Genomic DNA, 20,603 nt, shown 5'->3' with positions numbered 1-20,603 from the left:
AGATAAACGCCGTTCTTGTTGCGTTTACGCGGCATATTCGCGACGGGCTTGCCGTAAACGGAAGCCCCTTTAATCGGGATCACGCGAAACAGGCCATGCTTTTTTGAGCGATTGTAGACAATGATGGGGTCAATACCGCCGATATCCCAGCAGATACGGGATACCGACATTTCCACGCCATTCTTTCGGAGATAGGTTTTGTTAATCGCCTCGTCCACCCTGACGAGGGTCGCTTCATCATCATGACGGCCCATAATGATCTGCCGGTCAATCAGCCAGCTTTCCTCACCGGGTCCCCATCCCCAGACGCGTATTTCATATCGATCCAACTGGGAGTCGATCCCGGCTGTCAGATAAGCAACACGCTCCGGTACGGATGCGCCGAAGAACTCTTTGCGTTCGGCCATGAGCTCCGCATCAGGCCGTTCACCAATTTTAGGCTCCCATGTTTCGCCCAGAGTGGTGTTCACGAAGGTTTTACGCTTTCCGGTATCCCCTTTCGTTTTTAGCCAGTCTTTGACGATCTGTATCCAGGTGGTAAACGGGCTGTATGCCGTCCAGATGTGAAACGTCACGCTGTCTGGCGGGTCAATTTCGGTGCCTGTTGATGAAAACCAGGATAAACCGTCGCGCGTCCAGATCCCGGTGGTGTCGCAGATGTAACGTGCTTCAGTGAAATCCAGCTCCTGCTGCTTAATGACGCAGGCATTATGTTCACACAGGTAAAAGACGCTGGAGGGATCGCCAGGTGTCCATTTGAACCCGAACGGGGTTTCTTTGTCGCCGAACTTCAGGTACTGCTCTTCACCACAGTGCGGACAGGAAACATGAAAACGCATGAAATGCCCGGACTCGCTGGCAGCACGCTCAATCTGGCAGGTCCCCTTTGTTTTTGGCGTTGAGCCGCGAATAGATTTGGGCCAGACAGACCCCTCAATACGTTTATCACCCAGGAACGTCGGGGATCCCTCTTTCTCAATATCTTCATCGAATGCCGCCAGTTCATCGTAACCGGCGACATCGACCGATTTCTCACGATAGTTTTTCGCCGCTTTACCACCCAGACACCAGAACCCGCGACCGTTGGAGAAGCGTTTCATACTGAGCGTATTGTCCCGGTGCTTTTTTCCATACCAGGGGGCCAGCGCCAGAAGTGACGGAATATCGCGAATCGTCGGCTCAACATGCGACTTCATAAAGTTTTCGGCGTCACCATCAGTAGGCAGCCAGATAAGGGAATTTCGCTGCTTGTGCTGAATAAAATACGCATAAACACCCAGCAACATTTTTGAATAGCCAACACGGGCAGACTTAACAACGTTGACCTCACGTATGTAATCGTTACCCATCGCATTCATGATCGCGCGTTGAAACGGCAACGTTTCCCAGCGCCCTTCCTGGTAGGCCGACTCTTTGGGGAGATAGTAATTATCGTCTGCCCATTCAACCGCCGTTTGCGGCTCAGGTCGGTACAGCGAAAGTAGACCCGCGCGCGCAGAGTGCTGCAGCCCCTTAACCTGACTGTTCGATATATTCACTCAGCAACCCCGGTATTATTTCATCCAGCGCAGCTGCTTTGTTCATGGCTTTAATGATGTCCTTCTTGAGGAAATCAATATGTCGGTTTTCCAGCTCCGGGAAGCGCCGCTGAACCGACAGAGGAACTCCATCAAGAATGCTGGCTACTTCTCCGGCCATCCGCGACAGCACGAACGTGCAGAATGCGGTTTCCACCACCTCAGCGGAATCTTTTGCATTTTTTAGTTCCTGGGCATCTGCCTGCGCTCGGGTGAGGCGGTGACGCTCATAGTCAATCGTACCAGGCTGAAGGTCGGATTCCGATGCAAGACGAAGATCTTCCACCTCCTTCCGTAATTTCTCATTCTCAATCGCCGCGTCGCGTGCGGAATACCATTCGATAGCCGCGGAAGATTCATAGAGGACCTCATTACCTTTTCCACCGCCACGTGCTACAGGCATTCCCTGATCCTGCCAGTTCTGAATGGTTCGCACGCTGACCCCAAATATTTCAGAAAGACGCTTTTTGTTGACCTCCATAGCTCACTCCATACACAAAAACAGAGAAAGGAAACGCCCTCTGGTTATTTAGCCGTTTTTAAGGCTTATCATTTCCTTTCTTTTCAGGGGGTGTTTACAGTTAAAACAATGAATTAGCGAGAAGAAGAACGGAAACGGCAAATGCCTGAAAATTTTCATAAATAGCGAGAATCTGCGAGGTCGCCGCCCCGTAACAGGCCGGATCGCCGGAAAGGACCCGCAAACGATATTAATTATCAATTACATCATTATCGACGGCACTGCTGCCATGATTGACCTAGCTTGTATGATTTCCAGCCCTCGACTTTGTGGGATTCACAGTAACCTGATGGGTCTGTTGTAGTGGAACGGCAGCTGCGAACACGGCAGGCTTTCGGTGTTCTTGGCGGCATATAAGCTCCAATAAAAAAACCACCAGCGTATGCTAGTGGCTTAGGGATGAAGTGTTTGGAAAACGCCTATTTCATTCTAATCTTTTTGTTTTCTTTTTAATTTTATTCCACCAGATGTTGACGCTTCAATTTCTTCATAATCTTTAAAAATGCCCACGAGAAGAGTAATCCCAATTGAACTTGCCAGGATTATTGAGGCAATTTCAATTCCAGTAAAGGTCGCAGCAGATGTTCCAGCAGCGCTGGCATAGAGCAAAAAAGATGTACCACCTGTAGCGGGTGCAGCAGCAATTGCAGCAATCAAACCTGTCAGAGCGACACCGCTAACCCCTGCTGCTGCAATAGCAACTTTCTTACTTTTCTTCAGCTTTTCAGCAAGCTCACCTTCTACAACAATCACACCTACCTTATCTTCTTTCGCTTTCTTTAGTTGCTCTTTTGTTGTAACTGTTACTAAATCCATTTAAAAACCTCAACTTTATGTTTTTAAGTAAAAACGTCATGTTTGAGGATATCACAGCATTATCGCAGACACTCATTGAATGCCTGCTGTAATGCCGCTAATCGTCGAGTTGCAACACACCATGCTCCAGTGACCCGGAATAGGCAATCAGCCCGGTGTACTCAGGGATAACCTCACCGTCATCAGCTTCGAATTCAGGGATTGTCCCGGTAGTGTGGTGTATTGGGGCTGGCCATCTTCTTTCGCAAAGGCTGCCAGGTCTTCAATCTGCGTAGCTGTAAGAACTACTGTCATGCGCATACCTCAGTTGTTAAAAAGCCCCGCTATTGCGAGGCCTAGGGTTATTTGTATCGCGACCGACTACCTGTGAATGATAAAAAGCGATTTACACTTTGGGCAAAGTAATACCTGTTGCTGACGTACTTTCGTGGTCGACTGAGTAGATTTATGTCCACATATCGGACACGTGACAGTCATATTGGCTACAAGCCCAACACGCTGCATTGCGTAATCGAAGAATGACATGATGGCTGACCTTTTAATGAATGTGGTTTATCATACCGCATTCCGTTCAATTATTAACCAATTGCTGTCATCCAACTAGCAAATGTGGATGCATAATGTACTCATGCTCAACAGCCAGTACATGCTTATTCTCTTTCATCTGGCGACTGCTGATTGCGAAGCTCATTGTTGGCTATTTGACTCTCTCACCGAGTCATGAATCCGCTCACACGTCATTCCAGCGCGGTAGCTTTCGTCAGCTCGTCCAGCATAATATCGAGCTTCTTCTGCAAGGCGTCCGAGCATGTCGGCGAGCAATCCTGCGTCGGCTCCGGCTGTTTTGCTTCTGACGGCAGCGGCAAGATCTGCGGTGTGCTTTGCGGCGTCCAGGCGGGCGGCAAGCTTTGTTGCTTCGGTACGCAACTGGCTAACAGTGGCAGACAGGCCAGCAGCAGTGGCAGCAGATTTAGCGGCTTGTGCTTGTGCATCTTTTACAGCCTCATCACGGGCAATTATGCGCCCTTGTTCAATCCAGCGTGCGGCAGTCTGCGCGTTCGCTTCCTGTGAAGATTCCATGCTATTACGGTCAGCCCACTTCTTTTGCCAGCCCCGCTCACTCCAGATGTTCCCAGCAAGAAATGCACCAGCCAACATCAGCAAAACAATGATTGTTTTCCACCGCGCCTTAACGAAAGCAAAGGCCGCTGTCATACCAGCAACGCCGCCCGCGCTTTGTTATAACGACTATTTCTGTCAGCCAGTCCATTCTGGCCACCGTTGATGATCTGCGTGACACGGACAACATCACCTGAATACATCAGGCAACCACGTAATGTGAAAAACCATGCAGCAGAACGGGCTGCATGCTTCTCCTTTGCCAGCAACTCTGGTGTGCTGATCAGATCAAGCTTCAGCGCCGCTCCGCATTTGGCGTAGTTCTCGCGGCCGGTGATTTGAAGCAGGCCACGACCACGATATTTCCAGCCATCACCCTGGCTGTTATTCCCCATGCGGTCACCATAAACCAGATTGGCTATTTGTGGCTGGTGGGCCACCTGCTTACCATCGACACGCCCCAGCATTTCACACTGATAAGGCGTCAGGCGTTTGCCAAAAGTTTTCTTCAGCCCGTCTACCGAGTAGTTGAAACTCTCTGCCAGCGAAGTAAAGCCAGCAGACTCATGCCCGACTTGTGCAATAAACATGGCTTGATCGTTAACTGCTGTAATTCCAAACTCTTTCATTGCCGCATCAATGTGCGGAAACCAGCGCGCAGAAAGCCCGGCGCTGATACCAGCCGCCTGCTGAAATTGTGATTGGTTCATTATTGCCTCAGATGATCAACCAGGCGTGCCACGTTGCCTCTGACGGCGACCAGCACAGACAGGAAAATAATGTTGGCCCCGATAGTGGCCCACGATGAATAAGGGTAGATACCGCACAGATATGCCAGCGGAACGGCGCTGTAGATGACCGTAAGCAGCCACGCCAGGCGAGATATCCACGGTCGATGTCGGGAGTCGCCGCGACGATAAAACATCAAGGTCAGCACTACCCCAGCGCAAAGCAGCGCATTGATTGTTGCCGATGGGTCATTTAGTACCACCTGAACCTCCCCGGCGCGTTATCAGCGCCACCAGCGAACCGATATCCTGATTATTCAGGAACGTCAGGATTTTGACGGCTAAAGCAGAAACGATTACGGCACCAATAGCATCCAGTGGTTTATCACTGTAGCCGGTAGCCTGAGCCAGCTTTGAACCCACCAGCCCGGAACAGAGAATCCCTGCAATATACGACACCAGAAAATATGCCAGGCGGCGCGCTGCACTCAAATCCGCTGCGGTTGCAATGTAAAATACAGCCCCGGCAAATGCGCCAAACACCACGCCGTAATCGGTTCCGGACAGAAATCCATAGACGCTGGCCCCCGTCAGGACACCACCAGCCAGCCCAGTACCGGAAATCGGATCGGACATTTAGCCCCCTCTTTATTTCTGTGAGTCCTCTCAGGAATGAGGGGAATAAAAAAGGCCCCCACCCGGGAGCCTTATGAACTGTGTAATTGTCGTTTAACTAATGTTGGTGCTGATGCTTAATGTCGACATAGACATTCCCATCTTCAGATTTAACCTGACTAAGTTGAAGTTCTAACACTAATTTTTTAAAATCAACACCTGCAATTGAACTGATAACCATTAATATCATGTTGAACTTTCTGTTCAGTCTGAACATCATCTGAAGTATTTCATTAAGTGAATTGTTTACATCACTTGGTTCAGTGCAATGTTTTAGAAGGTCGATACTATTTTCTTCATCCAAATCTAGAGTAGAGGGTTTCTCTTTATCCCTCCGAAGTGCAAGGTGCCCACGCAGCAAATGAAGTGGTAACAAGACTGAAATGGCATCTTGAAATGCATCAACAGCAATACTTTTTTGCAATAAGGAAGCATCTTCGCGTGCCAGAAATTTTTCAACTAATGGCAGCATAAAATGGCGGCGCAAAAAAATGGTAAAAGCATACATGATCACATGTATAACTATAAAAGCGACAATGATCAGGGGGATGAGCATTTCCATGATTAGTAACCTTAAGTTTGCGGTGGTGTCGCAGTTTGCGAAGCAGCCGTCATTGTAGGTTGCGTACTTTCCTTTAACTTAACTTCATAGAGTGACACTTGCGCCTGTAACAAACTTCTTACTTTTTGATTATCAAGATGTTTCATCTTAGCACAAAAACGTAAGATCAAAAAAAGCGGCAAAGAACTAGCGATTAACAAGTAACCCGTAGAAGCGATAATCGGTGCTTTATCATAAAACTTAAGCGTATTATCAAAAAAAATCTGCGCTACTTGAGCGATGTTCGACATCTTATCTGCATCAGCCATGAACGCAGACTCCCTAATGTGTGAAATGTTCCGTAAAATTACTTCAAAAGGTAATTTTTGTAAATAATGGTCGGAACACCCTACCAAAAACCATAGTAGTTATTGGCATTTTACTTTGGCAATGAAGAGCTTGTGAACATGTCAGCATCAGCCAATAGGTTTTAATGATGGCTGATTTTCTAAAAAAAACCCGCACGATGGCGGGTTTCTATTTGTTCTGTTGCTCAGTTCGCTTTAACGTCCCGAGCTTATCACAATTTAAGCACTTTCCGCGCAAGAACTCAAGTAAAATCTGTCGCTATTTGTGGCGAATGCGTCACACATTGGCTTGTATAGCATCGATTCTGCTACATTTAGCCAAACATCGATCCGACTTTCACATGTGCGCAAGCACCATTCAGGGTGTTTCTCGTTCAGGTCTCGGGCCATAGCCTTTTTGCTGAGACGTTTGATATACCGATCCTCTATCAAGTCATATAAACGTTTATTGCCTGAACGGATTAAAATCTCACTGAGGACTGAGTTGACTACCATTGCTTCCTCATCAGTGCAGAATGCAAGGCCGCTTTTATTCTTCCCTTCAAGAATCTCTCTGAAGAATGCTTCCAGTTCTGGTTTGCTGATACCCGCTTTTTTCATCCGGCGTAGCGCATCGTTGATCGCGGTCTTTGTTATTTTTCCGGATGCAAGTAGCTGGTTAAACATGTTTCCACCACTACCACCGCCGATATAAGACCAGCGACCCCACATACGCAACTTACCCTGTATCCAGATGCTTTCCAGAGTACGAAGACGAACCATTTCACCAGATTTACCAACTTCAGAAGGATTAATCATTTAGCGTTCTCCACTTACGCCAGTACGCCAATTGCCAGCGCACGATCTATAACCCGAAACACCAGGACCAGTTGGTCACCGTATTTCGCTTCAAATGCCACAGGATCAGCATGCAACTCGTCGTGATGCTCTCTGCACAGAGGAATCACAAACAGGTCGTGTGCTTTTGTACCCATTCCACCCTGCCCGTGGCCAATCAGGTGGTGGGGGTCGTCAGCTTGCTTGTTACAGCAGACGCACGGCTGGGCCTTAACCCATCTCGTGTATTTCTCATTCACCCAGCGGCGACGCTTGGGTTTAAGCATGAAGGATTCCGGCGTCTCCGGGTCTACCTTCATTGCCACTATCTTTTTCGCTTTCTCCTGCACCAGTTGTTGAGCGGGTAATGTCGGAACAATATCGCTTTCACGTGTTACCGACTGGTGAGTCTCTTCATTCAGACGAAGAGCTTTATGGGCTACGGCTTCAGGTATCTCGTCAGCCAGGTCGTTCCTGACCATCCACCAGCAAAACTCCGGCAGCGTCAGAATGTGGTCCTCACTGAAACCTAATTGGCCGTTTACAACCTTCAGTATCCAGGATACCAGGTTTTCACGTGCTATACCCGCCAGACCTTCAGTGAACTGATCACGAATTTTTAAGTCACAGCCCCAGCACGTGCGGATTGAGCCAGGCGCATGCCGGGTGATGGTGTAGTTGCGGTCGTGCCACTCGCTGTGTGGGTACTGACATTCCAGTTTTCTTTCGAGCCAGGCATCCAGTGAATTGAGTCCACCAGCACAATGTATGACCTTCTGATTTTCGAAGACATCACGCATTAACGGATCATTCTGAAGCTCCTGAGTTGTCTCAGGCAGCAGACCAGACGGTAACTCAGCCATTGACTCTGCCTGTGGCTCGATAAGAACACGCCCACGTCTGAACAGATGCATCAGTTCACTGCCTGGGCGAAATATCACTACCCCGGTCATCGGGGCCACTTCAGGTGTCAGTAATGCCCTCACGCTACCTGCCCCTTAGCAATATGCTCTGCCCACAGACCACCAATCCAACGAACACCCTTGGCGGTGAAGCGGGACTGATTGAACGCGTAATTTGTCTGGTTTGTCGTACCCGTCTTCACCTCGAAGCGCCCTGCTTCGATATGCTTGCTCTTTGGCGTGAGAACACGGTTAAGCCGGTACATAATGCCGTTCTCAATCAGGAACATCGCAAACTCCGGCTCTTTGGCGTTAAGCAGCTTGGCAACCTGTCGGAATGTCATTGAACCGGTGGCCATAACGTAACGGTCAACAAACTCAGCCTTTGGCGCGGCTACTGCCAGTTCTTCACTCAGCCGTTGTTTCTGCTCAGCCAGGTCAGCAGCAAGCCGCAGCGCCTCAGGAAGTGACCGGGGAACCATCATTCCACCGTTGTTCTCCAGTTCCTGCCAGCGGTCAACAAGTCGGGCCGTGAACTCTGGTGACAACTGGGCAACGATCACATAGCTATCACGCTTATTCACTTCGTAGTGATGATAGGTCTGTCCGTTCTGGGGATGGGTGTACTGCAATGCAGCATACCCTTCAATCACACCGGAATTCATGAGGCGCTCTATCGTTACGCAGACATTGCTGTGCCGGGAATCGACCAGTTTCGCTATCTCACGGCTGGACATGGTGATCTGCTGCCCTACTGTCGCTGCATGATGGGTCGGACACATTACTGTTATGCTCATTTGTTGCATGCTCTGTCTCCACTTATCAGGCGGCTGCACCCGCCAGGGTTTTGAATCTGCTTATCGTTATTTCAACTTCCCCCTGCTTAACTACTGGCCCCCATTCAATCAGCATCCGCTTTACCTGCTGGTCGTCTTCCCATACGTGGGAATTGGTAAGAGCATCGAAGAGAGCTTTGTTGTAGTTGTCCAAGTCACGGCGTCTATTGTCAGGCGGATAGAGGATAATTTTCACTTCAACATCAATGTTGATTGCTCTTGGCAAACCTCCATATGCCCATAACACAGAAGAATAAACAGCCTTCCTGTATTTTCTCCCACGCTCACTAATCAGGAGCTTCCCCTTCAGAGAACCCTTGTTTGGGGCTCGGTAGTATGTGTTTACGCTCGGAGGGAATGGCAACGTTAATTTCATTGCTGAACACCTCTCGCTTCCAGCCATGACAAGGCGCGTTCTCTTGAATCGCTATCACCGTTAATGAGTGACTTGATGATCGATATCGCGTCTGACTCATCGTTTGCTGAAATAACGGTAATCCCCCTGGAAACCCCTGGCGCTACTGAGATAAATCCCTTCTTCGCTATGGCCTTAACATGCTCCGCTGCTGCGTTCGGTGATGAGCAACCAATCAGCCCTGCCAGTTCACATATCGTTGGAGGGAATCCGAACCGGCGCTGATAGTTCACGATCGAACCAAGTACTTCACTTTGTCTCACGGTAAGTTTGTTCACTTCAGCGCTCCTTAATCCGCTTGTTCAGAATCCCGACTTCGAGATACAAATGAGATGGCGTAAAGCCAAGCTGCTTAACCATCCCCATGGCACCGTTAAAAATTGGCCTGGCTATTTCGTCACAATTCATACCAGGGTTAGCCTTGCGTTTAGCGGTTATTTCCTCGTTGCATCTTCTGGCAATGTTACGAAGCGCATTTCGTGCCTCAATGTCCTGCATAAGACACCTCCAGCAGCGGATCAGGTTTACCAACGTAACCAGGAGACATGATTACATCAGGGTTTTCTGCCTGATTTCCCCAGTGATGCCAGCCAGGTTCCGCGCAGCGGCTGAACAGCTCAATGCGTGACACATCGCCGTATAATTTCTCCAAGCGGTAACGCGCTTCAGCTGGCTTCTGGCTGTGCTCGCCGAGTGGGCTGTAGATAACCTGTTTTACGCTCGCGTCCTGACGCTCAAGACCTCTTCCTCTGGTGGCAATTAGCAGATCCTCGGTATTGGCGCGGGTATGGTTACCACCGTTCATTCGGGTCTGAGCGTTCAACAGGTCGAGGAAGTCGTAAAAGTCCTCTACTCCACCAGCCTGAAGCGCTTTGTTGATGTGCTGCTCAGCCAGTGAGTTGAACTTCACCCAGGTGAATCCCTTCATGGTCCGAACCTTAAACCCCCATGCCTCAGCCAGCTCAATCGCTTCGCGGGTGTGAGTACCGGTGAACCACATGGCCAGAACGGAATCTTCCGCAGCCAGTTCCCAAACAGGCAGGCGTTTTATGTCGATGAGTTTCATCGTGCCGTAATGGTTTTCCGCTGCGCCATTGCTGATAGTGTTCCCGTATTCCCACGGTGGATCGGCGTAAATCAGTGAATAGTTCATTAACGGCCCCCCGAAAATCGACCAGCCAGATAGCATCCGTCTTCGGCAATAACCGCTGGTTTAGCCAGGCCAAGGCAGCGCTGACGTTCCGCCAGAATAGCCGCCCTCTCTGATTCAATGGCTGATGCGCTGAACGCCTCCATGTAAATCGTCGCGGCACGATGAAAGAGGCCTTTCGACTCCAGACCTTTCGCCGTTTCCATCAGGGCGCTGACTTCAGGAGTTGGTTCAAACACCTCGAAGTGGCAATCTGCTGGCGGTTCCGCGTAGTAACGGAATTGTCGCCCGTCGCGTTTACGCGTTGCCAGCCCAGAACCATGCAGGCGGCAAACAGTGAGTTGAAGCTGGTCCTGGCTGTATTGGGTCAGACCTTCGATGATGTCCCTGGTCGTGGAGCCGGGGTTCATGGCAATAAACATCTGGACCGTTTTCAGAATGCTCATCGTTACCCCCTGAACCCTGGTGGAATAGCGCTGTAATCAGTGTTCTTGAAGCTGGGTTTGAAGATGCCATCTTCACGGGCCCATTCCCCATTCACTCGTTCTGGTCGGCCAGCTTTGTCCCAGTTATTTGCAGACTTGAGATATCCCGGGAACTTGGACGGCTGGAAAAGCGTCTGTGGTCGCAGGTAATCAGACATCTTCAGGTCATCGCCCCACTTCGCGTTGCAGTAATCCACCACCAGCGACAACTCTTCAACGGTGAACCCTTCGCCGATTCGTGCTCGGATGTTTTGCATTGACGTGGTTGAAACCTGGTAGCGTGAGTTCGTGACCTGGTTCAGGTGAGATAACACCGATTTGGCCTGGTCAGTGATCAACACTTCACGGTCTGGTTGCGCCGCAACCGGACAAGAAGGTTTATTAGTCTGTATGTCTAAGTCTGGTTTAACGTCTGTATAGAGATAGGATTCCGCACTTTCGCGATTTCCATGATTCCCGTTATTCGCGGTTTTGTTTTCGCGGCTTCGCGGAATGGTTCCCGCACTTTCACGCTTTCCATTCCGTACTTTCACGGTCTCAGATTTCTCAGGAAAAATTAGAGAAATAAGCAGGTCACCATCCATTCGATAATGCTTAGTTGGGGTGCCATTTACTTTCTTAGAGCACGTTTCAAATACGCCAGGAAGGTATTTAGTAATAATCTTTTTGACCAGTCGCTCTGTTTGATCCTCAGTTAGCTCACCCGCTTCTTGGCCAAGTTCCTTATGGGTTTTATAGAACCATCCATCTTCTGAACCAAACGCTGACCAGAAAACAAGGTTGTTAAGAACGGCTGCGAGCGCATGGGCCTGCTGGTCATCCTTGAAAAACAGCAAGTATGGCCTTGGAAGAACAATAACGTTCTTCTGACCAGACATAGACTGGACGATGTCAAATATTCTGCTCATGGTCGTCCTTTAACTCTGTAAATTTGCGCTGGAATTGCTCAAGAGGGCTGAAGCACTCATGCTCGTACCCTTCTCGAAGGTATATAACGCGCTGTGTATCTGGCTCCCAGCGGACAACTCTGACGGGAACTCCGTAGTGATCTCTGAACCGCCGGTTAACTTCAGCCATTCCTCGCGCCCCTTCTCGTTCATCTGAACAAATGCTTCTACCATCAAGTCTGCTGGCTGGTAGTTGCCTCCATCAGCCGCGTTATTTATGATTTCCACATAGCCGAACTGGGCATCTTTACCCACCAGCGGCAAACATCTGAATTGCTTAGCTGGTCTGAATCGGTTTACACTGTTCATGCGTTAGTTTCTCCACTGATACGACACGCCAAGGCGCCCGGAGCTGCACACTCGCGGGCGTCACCTTTTCTGCCTGTTGAAACGAATACGTCAATCGCCTGATCTGAAACACCAACCCCATAAAGCGCCATAAATCCCAGGAACCCGTGAATCTGGTGGCGGAGCTTCTTACTGAATAATTCTGAAAGCGTTTTGCGCTCTGATGAATCAATTACCCCATCAGCCGCTGCTGCCATCTTGGCATTAGCCAGCTCACCAGATGCTGCTGCCGCTTTCATCTCAATGCTGTACAGCTCAACGTTATCCAGGCTCTCAGCAGTTGGAACATCCACCAGCAATTTCCCTTTGCGGTTCGCCTGGTACTCGGCCAAGTAACAAGAACCAGACAGGTCCTCCATCCGTTCCAGTTCTGCCAAGGTAAAGAACCGACTGCCGCACTTCTGGTACAGATGGTTGTGGAACTGGTCGATAGTCATCCCTAAATCGGAAGCCATACCTAAGCGACCATGCTTGTGTGCCTTACACATCAGGCGGATTGCTGTATTTATGCTGTCTACCATGTTGATTTCCCTCTGGTAGTTAATAATCAACTTAAAGTTGACTATTGTTGTTAGCGGAAGGTATGCCGTCATTTTTGTTCGGATAAATATCAGGTCGTAATTGATGGGGAGTTACTACCCATCCGCCCCATTGGCAGAGTTGAATAACTCTTTCAGAAGGTACTCGGTTCTTTGCAATCCAGTTCGCAACAGATTGAACTGATTGGAATTCAAACCGCCTTGATACCTCTGAAATCGACCCGATCGCCTTCACAGCTTTAGCTGTTACATTCTTGTGTTGAGATGACATGTGTTCTCCTATGACTAAGCCTGCATCAATACTACTTATAGTAGCAATTATTAGCAACTTAAAATAGAAATGACAACTATGCCTTGTGCGCTTAATCTTCTACTTATGGTGGAAAATGCTAAATACAAAGACTTTGCCGAAAGGCTAAACAGGTCTCTCCAAGAGCAATCTATTGGAGTTAAAGAATTGTCAGAGTTCAGTGGTGTCTCGTATGAGATGGCGCGGCGCTACACTCTTGGTACTGCAAAGCCGAGAGATGAGAAGATGATTCGAATTGCAGAAAGACTTGCCGTCTCACCGGCTTATCTTGATTATGGTGTGCCTGTTAATGGTGGCGACGCGCCAGCCAAAGGCACGGTCAGAATAGAGCAATTGGATGTTCATGCTTCAGCCGGTTCCGGATATATAAACCAACCATTCCCTACAATAGTGAGCTCAATAGAGATTCCAGAAGAGAGGATCTTCGAGTTGTTTGGTCGTAGAAGCCTTGATGGCATCGTCATGATAAATGTTGATGGCGATAGCATGATGCCCACGCTTTGCCCAAAGGACCTGCTTTTCATAGACAGCAAGGTTGAACAATTCAGCGGCGACGGCGTTTATGTGTTCAATTTTGAAGACAGTACGTTCGTTAAACGTTTGCAGAAGGTAAAAGGGCGCCGACTGGCAGTTCTTTCAGACAATGAACATTACCCGCCCTTCTTCATAGAGGAGCATGAAATGAATGAACTATACATATTCGGCAAGCTAATCAGATGCTTACCTCTAAAAATGATAGAGTTTGGCTAATAATTAATTCATCAAGAAACCGGCGAAAGCCGGTTTTTTTACGCCTCCAATTCCTCACCTCATAACACTACACTACTAAAAATTACATTTTTCTACTTTTTGTTGTTGCAATTATCTACTTAAAGTAGCTATAGTCATTGCATCGAAAGCGAACAGGCAGGACGCCCACGAAGTAGCCGCCGGTGGCGTATGAATGACCGGATGATTCGCAGGCAACAAAAAAGCGCCCATAGGACGCTTCGCTCTTTAACAATCTGGATTCCCCAACAATGTTCCCCCCATAGATGGAGTTAACTTTATGAGTAATAGCGAACCAACAATCATCGCAAATGGTTGTTCAGACGAGCAGATAGTTCAATGGATGAGAAAAAAGCTGGCTGCGATTGACCAGCTTTCAGAATTGCAGGGATACCGGCAGGAATCACAATCCTTAATAGCCGAGTACGATGGCATGATTAGTTGTCTATCGCTGGACGCCACCTTAAATATCGAGCGGCAAGTTCAGGATCCCATTCCTCATCAATAAAATCTTCAAAGTGATTAATCATCGAGTCCCAGTAGCGGTGATCAAGGAAGGCTTTTGTGTCATCGGTGGAATTTTGATAGGTAAGCTCATCCTGAATTGCAAGTAGTAAATCAGTAAATGTTAACTCGCGGATTTGTTCTGGCGTCCAGTGGTACTTAACCAATATCAGGTGTTCAAGCCCGAGCTTTCCAGAAAGGTTATTAAAAGGGGTAGCGTATTTTTTACGGTGCTCAAATAACCTGGCATCAAGCAACGTCAAAAATGTTGCTCTCGATTCGACTTTATTTATTTCATGTGCGTCAACCAAGCCACTGATCTTAATCCCACGAGTGCTGGCAATCTTTTCCTGATGCTCAAGAAATAGACTGTATAGATTCTTGTTCATACATTTTCCTTTGCATTGTTGGGGATATCCAGATTAACCGAATCCTTGTTGTTGGGGAATAGCAGGATCCACCGAGCCTGATGTGGTGAAAAAGACAGGCATACAACATGAAAGCGCACTCCTTTCTACCAGTTATGGGTGACAGGTGTGAAACAAACGTGGAGTGCGCTTCCAGTTGTGGCATTAGCTCAGTTGGATAGAGCAACGGCCTTCTAAGCCGTGGGTCGTAGGTTCGAACCCTGCATGCTGCACCAGAATCACATTGCCAGAGTGGTTCAAGGAAGCAAGAAAGCTGTGTGGAGTCTTGGCGGTACCAGTACCAACCTTTGAAGTCCCTGGTACCGCCCTTTTTACTCAACTGAAAGCGCGTTCTGTCCCTTGTCATTAAGTGCCAGTTCGTTAAATCCAAAACCAGCGGAACGCGCTTTCAATTGAGTGGAGAAACTAACCGGCGATTGCAGTCGCACGTTTCACTAAGTGCCTCTTCATGGGGCATTTACTGAAACGAAACCAAAACTTTTATTCGCCTTTTGGCGAGGGATTCGTGCAACCAAAATTCAGCGCTGTGCAGGGCGCATATAACACGGAGAAACTAACCATGACGACCACACAGAACGTCACTGAGTTACAACCACGTATGACCAGAGAGCAACTGATCGATGCAGCCCATAAAGCTGCCCCTCTCCTGCCACCTGCTTCCCAGTGGCTGATGAATGAACTGGCGAACCGCTACGATGTTCAGGGTGTCGCACTGTGCGAGTCAATGGAGCAGCGTAAGTCGCTGGCTATTGAGAACACCGTATTACGCGATGACGTTATCTGCTGGGCAAAAGAATGCGATCGCATTGTTGAAAGACACACAAAAACACGCAGCAACATGCACCTTCTGGAAGCTAAGCGCGAACTGCATGAGTTAACTCCGGTAACAAATGTTGTGATGAATGAAGGGGCTAAGTGATGGCCGCCAACTCATTCAAACAGATGTCCCGTGACGGGACCATCAAGCGCACCGATACCGGGATGTTTATCAGCCTTGAACATATCCACGTGCGTGAAGGTTTCAACAAGCGTGAAGACGACGAACGTACCCGCCAGGCAGATGACGACCTGTTTAACTATCTGATGAACGGTGGCACCGTTCCTCCGCTGGAGGTTATCGCACGTGATGAAGGCGGTGTGTGGGTAGTTGAAGGCCACCGTCGTCGTCGCTGCTACGCACGTTGTGCTGAAGCTGGTAAGCCAGTAGACCGTATTCATATCATGCCGTTCAACGGTAACGATGTGCAGCGTCTGGCTCGCATCATGACCAGTAATAACCAACTCCCCCTTTCTGATATTGAACAGGCTTCTGTTATTCAAGAGCTGCATAACGCTTTCAACCAGACCACCAGCGAGATTGCAAAACTGGTCAATAAGTCTGTAGCGACCGTAGAAAAGCTTCTTCTACTCAGCACAGCGAACCATGACGTTCAGCAAGAAGTTAAATCAGGGGCTGTGTCTGTTGATGTTGCCGTTGAACGCGTTCGTGAGTTTGGCGAACAGGCTGGTGAGGTTCTCCAGCACGATAAAGCAGTAGCCGCCGCCCAGGGGAAAACAAAGGTTACGCGCAGTTCTATCGCGCCAGAACTCAACATTAAAAGTGCTCGCCGTTTCGTGGAACTGATGGCCATGGCGACAATCAGCGATGAAGGCGTGTTCACTTTGCAAGGCACTGCACTGGCTGAAGCCCTGTCGATAATCGACGAATATAAAACCATTGCTGAAGCTCGCGAAACCTATCGCCTTTCACAGCCAATCCCTACGACAGAGATTATCGGTAAAGTGCTGTATGTGAAGCTGGACGGTAAGGAAATCGGCTCGGCAATAATTTATCGCGGTAAGAACGTCACGCTCGACCTAGGTGACAGAAAAATAATCGCCAGCCAGTCAAAAGCAGTGGCCCACTTCGTTAAACAACACAAACTTCAGCAGGTACATACCAATGCAAACGATCAATAACCGTATGACAGAAACTCAAATTGCTGATCTCTTCAGCCTGGCGGTTCAGTTGCAGGTTAAAGCTGAAGAATCAGATGATCGTGATACTGCAATTTTGGCCTACTCAATTCAAAACGCCTGCTCAAATTTAACGGAATCCCAGCGCGAGTTCCGTGCAGCAGACGCGACTATTCACAATCTGGAACTGAAAATCACAGAGATGGCAGTACAGCTCGCTAACGCCGATAGCAAGTGCAGGGAGCTGGCGGGGGTAGTTGCTGAGAACGCTGATTTAAAATCTCTGATTGAACAACATGCAGGCTCTATCGCTGTATGTCCTAACTGCTCACACGAAGAGCCAAGCGAAACTGACGACATCGTTGCGCTTTATCGCTCAATGGAAACCCCAGCCACCGACGCTTTCCTGGCTGAAGTGCGGGCGCAGGGTGTGGAGCGCATGATTGAGGTTAAACAGCAGCAATTAGACGGTATGCACCCTGACACTTTTGCTATTGGTGCAGTTCGGGATTCTATTCGCAGGGATATCTACGAGTTGAAAGTCTTTGCTGAAATTCTTCGCCAGGAGGCAGCCCAATGACAGCACTCAACAAACAGGCGCTTCGTGAAGCGGCAGAGAAGGCATTACCGGCGATGAAGCGCCTGCTGATGATGCCAAACGATGAGCTATTTGATGAGGCTTTGCTGAACGTTGACGGTGATGTTGATGCTGCAAATGCCTTCAACCTTAACTTTGGACCAGAAACAGCACTGGAACTGCTGAATGAAAACCTCCAACTACAGCGCGACAAAGATTCTCTTGAAGCAGTTGCGATTGCTATGCGTGACGATATGCGGGATGCGCGTGAAAAGCAGGAAGAACTGGATAATGCCCTCTGCGAACTCCTACCCGGCACTCAGTACATGGACCCTCCAGATGGTGGCAGCGTTACACCGTTGGAGCAGGTACGCCGGATGGTTGCTGACTATCGGGAGCGGATTGAAGAACTGGAATCGCGCACAGTAATTCTGCCTAATCCGTATCCTAAAGGTTACGGCCTAGCCGCTGATAAATATAACTTTGCACTGGAAGAATGCGCCGATGCAATCCGCGCCGCTGGCATTGGCGTGAAGGGGGAGTGAGATGGCGCTGACGAAAAAACAACGTGCAGAGCTACGCATGAAGTTTGGCGGTCGCTGTGCTTATTGCGGCTGCGAGCTTGGCGATAAGTGGCATGCAGACCATGTAGAAGCGGTAAGAAGAAATATCAGCAACGGCTACGCAATGGACAGGCCAGAAAATGACACTGTCAGCAACATGGTTCCAGCATGCATTCCATGCAACTTGTTCAAAATGTGCAGCACAGTAGAAGACTTTCGCAGCCGCATAGCCACTCAGGTTGATGTGACTCGTCGGGCGTCAAGAAGTTACCGCACAGCGGAATCATTTGGCCTGGTTAAACAGACTAACGCGCCAGTTGTGTTCTGGTTCGAACAGTATCAAGAAGGAGCGTCAGCATGACAACTAACCACCCGGCGAACGGTCCTGTATCACTCGATCGCCTGCACCAGATACGCGAAATACTCAGCAAATCAGCAGCACAAAGCGACGGCGGTAATCTCGGCTACGCAATGGCTGATGCTGTGAAGGTGATTGATGGGATGATTTCTCGCGAACTGGTACGCCGTGAACATGCAGCATGGTCACTGGCTACTTTCGGCGATGTCGGTCCAGTTGGTCCGCTAAAGCACCTTTCCAAAGAAGCGCTCGAGGCTGCTGCTGAACCCGGCGACCTTAGCGAATGGGCTGACATGCAATTCCTGTTATGGGATGCGCAACGTCGTGCCGGTATCAGTGACGAGCAGATTACCCAGGCGATGGTGGAAAAGTTGGCGGTTAACAAACAGCGCGAATGGCCTGAGCCGAAAGACGGTGAGCCAAGGCTACATATCAAGGAATCCGACAACTCGTTTGTGGCTCCGGAGGGGACGGCCTGCAAATACTGCGGCGGTACAGGTTATTTCCGTTGGAAAAAATCCGCAAATACCTTCCCGTGTCCATGTATGGGATGCGATTTGCCAGCAGCACCTCTGCAGGAGGTGAAGTGATGCCGCCAGTTAAAGTGGTTGTTATTACCGTGGTGATGCTAGCGATCTGCCAGTTAGTTTCTATGACGGGATATGGCATATGGTGAGCAAGCTAAAACAGCGTCGCATACGCCGACTGAAAGCCGATGTAGCATGGTGGAAATCTGAAGCTGAGTACTGTAAGGCGCGAGTGTTCGAACAGGCAAACGAAATTGCTGAACTAAGAAGCATGGTGATTCGTGTACCAATGCCGGTAATGGTGCCAGTAGAGATACTTCATCAGCTAAATGGGAAGGGATCGAAAGAATATCCATTATGTCGAAATTGCAACGATGGAACCCGTCACGGGTGTTCATCGTGTGCTTACAGAATGAAGTAACCGGGTGCAGCCGGTTTAAGTGGAGAACTAACTATGAGCGGACAAATCCAACGTTTTCTTACTCCAGATGACCTCTATCAATTAACTGGTTATCGTCGCCCTTCCCTACAGTGTAAAGCTCTGAGGGATAGTGGGGTATTTTTTATCCCACGCAAGGACGGAAGGCCAGGAACAACATGGGATCATGTATCAAACCCTGTTGGACTTAAGTTAATAGTGAGCAATCCAGAGGAAGAAGAACCAAACTTTAAGGATATGTAATGTCTAGAGCTCGCAAAAACCCTGAGGATAACTGGATGCCTCCTCGCGTTCGACGGGGAAAATCTGCTTATGAGTTTCGTACAACAGATGGTCGTACCGTCAGGTTGTGCAATCCTGATCTAACAAAATCGCAGGTATGGGCAGCTTACGAAAACTTCATAAACGATTTAAAGGTTGGTACGAACTTCAACGCACTTTGTGAAGAATTCTTTAATTCCGGTGATTTCCACGAGTTAGCAACTGAAACACGTAAAGACTACAGAAAATACGGTTCAAAGGTAAATGTTGTCTTCGGGAAAATGAAGCCGGATAACATCAAGCCAGAGCACATCAGAAAATATATGGATAAACGAGGTGTTAAGAGCAGGGTTCAGGCAAACCGCGAGAAAGCATTTATGTCCAGGGTGTTTCGGTGGGCATACGAACGAGGAAAGGTGAAGATGAATCCTTGCCAGGGCGTAAAGCAATTTAAAGAGCAGGCTCGGACCCGTTATATTAGCGATAGGGAATATGATGCACTTTATAGCGTTGCTTCTATTCCCGTAAAAGTTGCAATGGAGTTGGCATATCTATGTTGCGCCCGCCAGGGAGACATTCTTGACCTCAAAAAGAGTCAATTATTGAGCGAAGGAATTTTAATTCAGCAGAGTAAAACCGCAGTTAGCCAGATCAAGGCCTGGACTAAACGTCTGGAGGATGCCGTTAATCTTGCTGACAGCATTCCTCTCAACAGCGGTATGGTCAGTATTTTTGTCATCCACCAGCCATCAGGTCTGCGATACACCCGAGATGCTTTTAATGCGCAATGGATGAAGGCCAAAAAACTTGCTGCAGAGAAATTCCCTGACTTGGATTTCCAGTTCACTTTCCATGATTTGAAAGCAAAAGGGATCTCCGATCTTAAGGGTACGCTGAGTGAAAAGCAGGAAATCTCAGGTCATAAAAACGCCTCACAAACAGCCCGATATAATCGAAGAATTTCTGTTGTTCCGGTAGTTGGGGGGCAGTAATGCCCTCTTTTTATGGCGAAGCTGAATGGCGAAGCAATGGTGAAGATGGTGCACAAAAACAAAAAAACCACCCGTAGGTGGTTTCACGACACTGCTTATTGCTTTGATTATTCTGTTCTTTCCCATGGTACCCGGAGT

31 protein-coding genes, 1 tRNA gene and 3 pseudogenes are annotated in these 20,603 nt (G+C 48.7%); 10 read left to right on the top strand and 25 right to left on the bottom strand.

Going from position 1 to position 20,603, the window contains the following annotated elements:
- From OGX97_RS10565 to OGX97_RS10450, 24 genes and pseudogenes are all read right to left on the bottom strand, one after another.
- Positions 1-1,538 (bottom strand): phage terminase large subunit family protein (locus OGX97_RS10565; protein ID WP_286592364.1); only part of this gene is annotated, 1,538 nt, incomplete at its 3' end.
- Positions 1,513-2,058: a terminase small subunit gene (locus OGX97_RS10560; RefSeq protein ID WP_000453624.1), complete on the bottom strand. Its 546-nt coding sequence runs from the start codon at positions 2,056-2,058 to the stop codon at positions 1,513-1,515. The genes OGX97_RS10560 and OGX97_RS10565, both read right to left, overlap by 26 nt.
- A 260-nt stretch (positions 2,059-2,318) precedes the next feature.
- A pseudogene (locus OGX97_RS10555) lies at positions 2,319-2,450 on the bottom strand (HNH endonuclease); the annotation flags it as partial.
- A 76-nt stretch (positions 2,451-2,526) separates the two neighbouring features.
- On the bottom strand, positions 2,527-2,913 hold the full coding sequence (locus OGX97_RS10550; RefSeq protein WP_008322456.1) for a hypothetical protein: 387 nt from the start codon (positions 2,911-2,913) through the stop codon (positions 2,527-2,529).
- Between the two features lie 97 nt (positions 2,914-3,010).
- A pseudogene (locus OGX97_RS10545) lies at positions 3,011-3,207 on the bottom strand (hypothetical protein).
- A gap of 66 nt (positions 3,208-3,273) precedes the next feature.
- Positions 3,274-3,438, bottom strand: a complete 165-nt coding sequence (locus OGX97_RS10540; RefSeq protein WP_215532526.1) for a YnfU family zinc-binding protein — start codon at positions 3,436-3,438, stop codon at positions 3,274-3,276.
- 162 nt (positions 3,439-3,600) lie between these two features.
- Positions 3,601-4,128: a DUF2514 domain-containing protein gene (locus OGX97_RS10535; protein WP_279851131.1), complete on the bottom strand. Its 528-nt coding sequence runs from the start codon at positions 4,126-4,128 to the stop codon at positions 3,601-3,603.
- Positions 4,125-4,742, bottom strand: a complete 618-nt coding sequence (locus tag OGX97_RS10530) for a glycoside hydrolase family 19 protein (protein WP_279851129.1) — start codon at positions 4,740-4,742, stop codon at positions 4,125-4,127. The genes OGX97_RS10535 and OGX97_RS10530 overlap by 4 nt, the downstream gene beginning before the upstream one ends.
- Positions 4,742-5,023, bottom strand: a complete 282-nt coding sequence (locus OGX97_RS10525) for a phage holin family protein (protein ID WP_072161075.1) — start codon at positions 5,021-5,023, stop codon at positions 4,742-4,744. Before OGX97_RS10525 ends, OGX97_RS10530 begins: the two co-directional genes overlap by 1 nt.
- Positions 5,010-5,396: a phage holin family protein gene (locus tag OGX97_RS10520; RefSeq protein WP_114675611.1), complete on the bottom strand. Its 387-nt coding sequence runs from the start codon at positions 5,394-5,396 to the stop codon at positions 5,010-5,012. Before OGX97_RS10520 ends, OGX97_RS10525 begins: the two co-directional genes overlap by 14 nt.
- 97 nt (positions 5,397-5,493) lie before the next feature.
- Positions 5,494-5,997 (bottom strand): hypothetical protein, encoded by a 504-nt coding sequence (locus tag OGX97_RS10515; protein WP_100272243.1) that lies wholly within the window; start codon positions 5,995-5,997, stop codon positions 5,494-5,496.
- Between the two features lie 11 nt (positions 5,998-6,008).
- Entirely contained in the window at positions 6,009-6,305 is a 297-nt protein-coding gene (locus OGX97_RS10510; protein ID WP_100272242.1) for a hypothetical protein, read from the bottom strand.
- Positions 6,306-6,563: 258 nt separating this feature from the next.
- Complete coding sequence (locus tag OGX97_RS10505; protein WP_235127068.1) at positions 6,564-7,142, bottom strand: DUF1133 family protein; 579 nt, start codon at positions 7,140-7,142, stop codon at positions 6,564-6,566.
- Positions 7,143-7,156: 14 nt separating this feature from the next.
- Positions 7,157-8,146: a DUF968 domain-containing protein gene (locus OGX97_RS10500; RefSeq protein ID WP_279851063.1), complete on the bottom strand. Its 990-nt coding sequence runs from the start codon at positions 8,144-8,146 to the stop codon at positions 7,157-7,159.
- Entirely contained in the window at positions 8,143-8,859 is a 717-nt protein-coding gene (locus OGX97_RS10495; protein ID WP_341769311.1) for a phage antirepressor KilAC domain-containing protein, read from the bottom strand. Before OGX97_RS10495 ends, OGX97_RS10500 begins: the two co-directional genes overlap by 4 nt.
- Positions 8,860-8,884: 25 nt before the next feature.
- A complete protein-coding gene (locus tag OGX97_RS10490; protein ID WP_151237309.1) occupies positions 8,885-9,274 on the bottom strand; it encodes a RusA family crossover junction endodeoxyribonuclease in 390 nt (129 codons plus the stop codon).
- Positions 9,271-9,591: a LexA family protein gene (locus OGX97_RS10485; RefSeq protein WP_182293490.1), complete on the bottom strand. Its 321-nt coding sequence runs from the start codon at positions 9,589-9,591 to the stop codon at positions 9,271-9,273. The genes OGX97_RS10490 and OGX97_RS10485 overlap by 4 nt, the downstream gene beginning before the upstream one ends.
- 1 nt (position 9,592) lies before the next feature.
- The gene (locus OGX97_RS10480) at positions 9,593-9,811 is read right to left on the bottom strand and encodes a hypothetical protein (protein WP_182293492.1); all 219 of its coding nucleotides are present in this window, start codon (positions 9,809-9,811) and stop codon (positions 9,593-9,595) included.
- Positions 9,798-10,466, bottom strand: a complete 669-nt coding sequence (locus OGX97_RS10475; protein ID WP_279851066.1) for an MT-A70 family methyltransferase — start codon at positions 10,464-10,466, stop codon at positions 9,798-9,800. The genes OGX97_RS10480 and OGX97_RS10475 overlap by 14 nt, the downstream gene beginning before the upstream one ends.
- Entirely contained in the window at positions 10,466-10,909 is a 444-nt protein-coding gene (locus OGX97_RS10470; protein ID WP_151237302.1) for a hypothetical protein, read from the bottom strand. Before OGX97_RS10470 ends, OGX97_RS10475 begins: the two co-directional genes overlap by 1 nt.
- A gap of 2 nt (positions 10,910-10,911) precedes the next feature.
- Positions 10,912-11,856, bottom strand: coding sequence for a conserved phage C-terminal domain-containing protein (locus tag OGX97_RS10465; protein ID WP_065944720.1), 945 nt, complete (start codon positions 11,854-11,856; stop codon positions 10,912-10,914).
- On the bottom strand, positions 11,840-12,025 hold the full coding sequence (locus OGX97_RS10460; RefSeq protein ID WP_071524480.1) for a DUF4222 domain-containing protein: 186 nt from the start codon (positions 12,023-12,025) through the stop codon (positions 11,840-11,842). The genes OGX97_RS10465 and OGX97_RS10460 overlap by 17 nt, the downstream gene beginning before the upstream one ends.
- 175 nt (positions 12,026-12,200) lie before the next feature.
- Complete coding sequence (locus OGX97_RS10455) at positions 12,201-12,764, bottom strand: YmfL family putative regulatory protein (protein ID WP_279851069.1); 564 nt, start codon at positions 12,762-12,764, stop codon at positions 12,201-12,203.
- Between the two features lie 31 nt (positions 12,765-12,795).
- A complete protein-coding gene (locus OGX97_RS10450; RefSeq protein WP_024195799.1) occupies positions 12,796-13,053 on the bottom strand; it encodes a transcriptional regulator in 258 nt (85 codons plus the stop codon).
- 69 nt (positions 13,054-13,122) lie between these two features.
- Here OGX97_RS10450 and OGX97_RS10445 point away from each other — a divergent pair, with 69 nt between their 5' ends.
- Positions 13,123-13,842 carry a LexA family transcriptional regulator gene (locus tag OGX97_RS10445; RefSeq protein ID WP_032140310.1) on the top strand — a complete coding sequence of 240 codons (720 nt, stop codon included), beginning with the start codon at positions 13,123-13,125 and terminating at the stop codon, positions 13,840-13,842.
- Positions 13,843-14,297: 455 nt separating this feature from the next.
- Here OGX97_RS10445 and OGX97_RS10440 read toward each other — a convergent pair whose 3' ends face one another.
- Entirely contained in the window at positions 14,298-14,753 is a 456-nt protein-coding gene (locus tag OGX97_RS10440) for an ECs1072 family phage-associated protein (protein ID WP_044702982.1), read from the bottom strand.
- Between the two features lie 177 nt (positions 14,754-14,930).
- On the opposite strand from OGX97_RS10440, the gene OGX97_RS10435 reads away from it, so the two are divergent.
- From OGX97_RS10435 to OGX97_RS10395, 9 genes and pseudogenes are all read left to right on the top strand, one after another.
- A tRNA-Arg gene (locus OGX97_RS10435) sits at positions 14,931-15,007 on the top strand.
- Positions 15,008-15,351: 344 nt separating this feature from the next.
- Entirely contained in the window at positions 15,352-15,711 is a 360-nt protein-coding gene (locus OGX97_RS10430) for a hypothetical protein (protein WP_279851071.1), read from the top strand.
- Positions 15,711-16,751: a chromosome partitioning protein ParB gene (locus OGX97_RS10425; protein WP_279851072.1), complete on the top strand. Its 1,041-nt coding sequence runs from the start codon at positions 15,711-15,713 to the stop codon at positions 16,749-16,751. The genes OGX97_RS10430 and OGX97_RS10425 overlap by 1 nt, the downstream gene beginning before the upstream one ends.
- Complete coding sequence (locus OGX97_RS10420; protein ID WP_279851073.1) at positions 16,735-17,328, top strand: hypothetical protein; 594 nt, start codon at positions 16,735-16,737, stop codon at positions 17,326-17,328. The genes OGX97_RS10425 and OGX97_RS10420 overlap by 17 nt, the downstream gene beginning before the upstream one ends.
- Positions 17,325-17,870, top strand: coding sequence for an ead/Ea22-like family protein (locus tag OGX97_RS10415; protein WP_279851075.1), 546 nt, complete (start codon positions 17,325-17,327; stop codon positions 17,868-17,870). Before OGX97_RS10420 ends, OGX97_RS10415 begins: the two co-directional genes overlap by 4 nt.
- A gap of 1 nt (position 17,871) precedes the next feature.
- Positions 17,872-18,249 (top strand): HNH endonuclease, encoded by a 378-nt coding sequence (locus OGX97_RS10410; protein ID WP_279851077.1) that lies wholly within the window; start codon positions 17,872-17,874, stop codon positions 18,247-18,249.
- Between the two features lie 149 nt (positions 18,250-18,398).
- Positions 18,399-18,686: pseudogene (locus OGX97_RS10405) on the top strand (DUF550 domain-containing protein); the annotation flags it as partial.
- Between the two features lie 541 nt (positions 18,687-19,227).
- Entirely contained in the window at positions 19,228-19,455 is a 228-nt protein-coding gene (locus OGX97_RS10400) for a DUF4224 domain-containing protein (RefSeq protein WP_065944714.1), read from the top strand.
- Positions 19,455-20,465, top strand: coding sequence for a tyrosine-type recombinase/integrase (locus OGX97_RS10395; protein ID WP_279851078.1), 1,011 nt, complete (start codon positions 19,455-19,457; stop codon positions 20,463-20,465). Before OGX97_RS10400 ends, OGX97_RS10395 begins: the two co-directional genes overlap by 1 nt.
- Positions 20,466-20,603 lie beyond the last annotated feature (138 nt).

The organism is Citrobacter sp. Cpo061, assembly GCF_030332845.1.
Taxonomy (GTDB): Bacteria; Pseudomonadota; Gammaproteobacteria; order Enterobacterales; family Enterobacteriaceae; genus Citrobacter; species Citrobacter portucalensis.
The sequence above is the reverse complement of the archived record's forward strand: the minus strand, read 5'-3'. Positions and strand labels throughout refer to the sequence as shown.

Excerpts from the sequence above, each read along its gene's own strand:
- OGX97_RS10560 (WP_000453624.1), bottom strand. The coding sequence starts at position 2,058 with ATGGAGGTCAACAAAAAGCGTCTTTCTGAAATATTTGGGGTCAGCGTG.
- OGX97_RS10550 (WP_008322456.1), bottom strand. The coding sequence starts at position 2,913 with ATGGATTTAGTAACAGTTACAACAAAAGAGCAACTAAAGAAAGCGAAA.
- OGX97_RS10540 (WP_215532526.1), bottom strand. The coding sequence starts at position 3,438 with ATGTCATTCTTCGATTACGCAATGCAGCGTGTTGGGCTTGTAGCCAAT.
- OGX97_RS10535 (WP_279851131.1), bottom strand. The coding sequence starts at position 4,128 with ATGACAGCGGCCTTTGCTTTCGTTAAGGCGCGGTGGAAAACAATCATT.
- OGX97_RS10530 (WP_279851129.1), bottom strand. The coding sequence starts at position 4,742 with ATGAACCAATCACAATTTCAGCAGGCGGCTGGTATCAGCGCCGGGCTT.
- OGX97_RS10520 (WP_114675611.1), bottom strand. The coding sequence starts at position 5,396 with ATGTCCGATCCGATTTCCGGTACTGGGCTGGCTGGTGGTGTCCTGACG.
- OGX97_RS10515 (WP_100272243.1), bottom strand. The coding sequence starts at position 5,997 with ATGGAAATGCTCATCCCCCTGATCATTGTCGCTTTTATAGTTATACAT.
- OGX97_RS10510 (WP_100272242.1), bottom strand. The coding sequence starts at position 6,305 with ATGGCTGATGCAGATAAGATGTCGAACATCGCTCAAGTAGCGCAGATT.
- OGX97_RS10505 (WP_235127068.1), bottom strand. The coding sequence starts at position 7,142 with ATGATTAATCCTTCTGAAGTTGGTAAATCTGGTGAAATGGTTCGTCTT.
- OGX97_RS10495 (WP_341769311.1), bottom strand. The coding sequence starts at position 8,859 with ATGAGCATAACAGTAATGTGTCCGACCCATCATGCAGCGACAGTAGGG.
- OGX97_RS10490 (WP_151237309.1), bottom strand. The coding sequence starts at position 9,274 with ATGAAATTAACGTTGCCATTCCCTCCGAGCGTAAACACATACTACCGA.
- OGX97_RS10480 (WP_182293492.1), bottom strand. The coding sequence starts at position 9,811 with ATGCAGGACATTGAGGCACGAAATGCGCTTCGTAACATTGCCAGAAGA.
- OGX97_RS10475 (WP_279851066.1), bottom strand. The coding sequence starts at position 10,466 with ATGAACTATTCACTGATTTACGCCGATCCACCGTGGGAATACGGGAAC.
- OGX97_RS10470 (WP_151237302.1), bottom strand. The coding sequence starts at position 10,909 with ATGAGCATTCTGAAAACGGTCCAGATGTTTATTGCCATGAACCCCGGC.
- OGX97_RS10465 (WP_065944720.1), bottom strand. The coding sequence starts at position 11,856 with ATGAGCAGAATATTTGACATCGTCCAGTCTATGTCTGGTCAGAAGAAC.
- OGX97_RS10460 (WP_071524480.1), bottom strand. The coding sequence starts at position 12,025 with ATGGCTGAAGTTAACCGGCGGTTCAGAGATCACTACGGAGTTCCCGTC.
- OGX97_RS10455 (WP_279851069.1), bottom strand. The coding sequence starts at position 12,764 with ATGGTAGACAGCATAAATACAGCAATCCGCCTGATGTGTAAGGCACAC.
- OGX97_RS10450 (WP_024195799.1), bottom strand. The coding sequence starts at position 13,053 with ATGTCATCTCAACACAAGAATGTAACAGCTAAAGCTGTGAAGGCGATC.
- OGX97_RS10445 (WP_032140310.1), top strand. The coding sequence starts at position 13,123 with ATGACAACTATGCCTTGTGCGCTTAATCTTCTACTTATGGTGGAAAAT.
- OGX97_RS10440 (WP_044702982.1), bottom strand. The coding sequence starts at position 14,753 with ATGAACAAGAATCTATACAGTCTATTTCTTGAGCATCAGGAAAAGATT.
- OGX97_RS10430 (WP_279851071.1), top strand. The coding sequence starts at position 15,352 with ATGACGACCACACAGAACGTCACTGAGTTACAACCACGTATGACCAGA.
- OGX97_RS10425 (WP_279851072.1), top strand. The coding sequence starts at position 15,711 with ATGGCCGCCAACTCATTCAAACAGATGTCCCGTGACGGGACCATCAAG.
- OGX97_RS10420 (WP_279851073.1), top strand. The coding sequence starts at position 16,735 with ATGCAAACGATCAATAACCGTATGACAGAAACTCAAATTGCTGATCTC.
- OGX97_RS10415 (WP_279851075.1), top strand. The coding sequence starts at position 17,325 with ATGACAGCACTCAACAAACAGGCGCTTCGTGAAGCGGCAGAGAAGGCA.
- OGX97_RS10410 (WP_279851077.1), top strand. The coding sequence starts at position 17,872 with ATGGCGCTGACGAAAAAACAACGTGCAGAGCTACGCATGAAGTTTGGC.
- OGX97_RS10400 (WP_065944714.1), top strand. The coding sequence starts at position 19,228 with ATGAGCGGACAAATCCAACGTTTTCTTACTCCAGATGACCTCTATCAA.
- OGX97_RS10395 (WP_279851078.1), top strand. The coding sequence starts at position 19,455 with ATGTCTAGAGCTCGCAAAAACCCTGAGGATAACTGGATGCCTCCTCGC.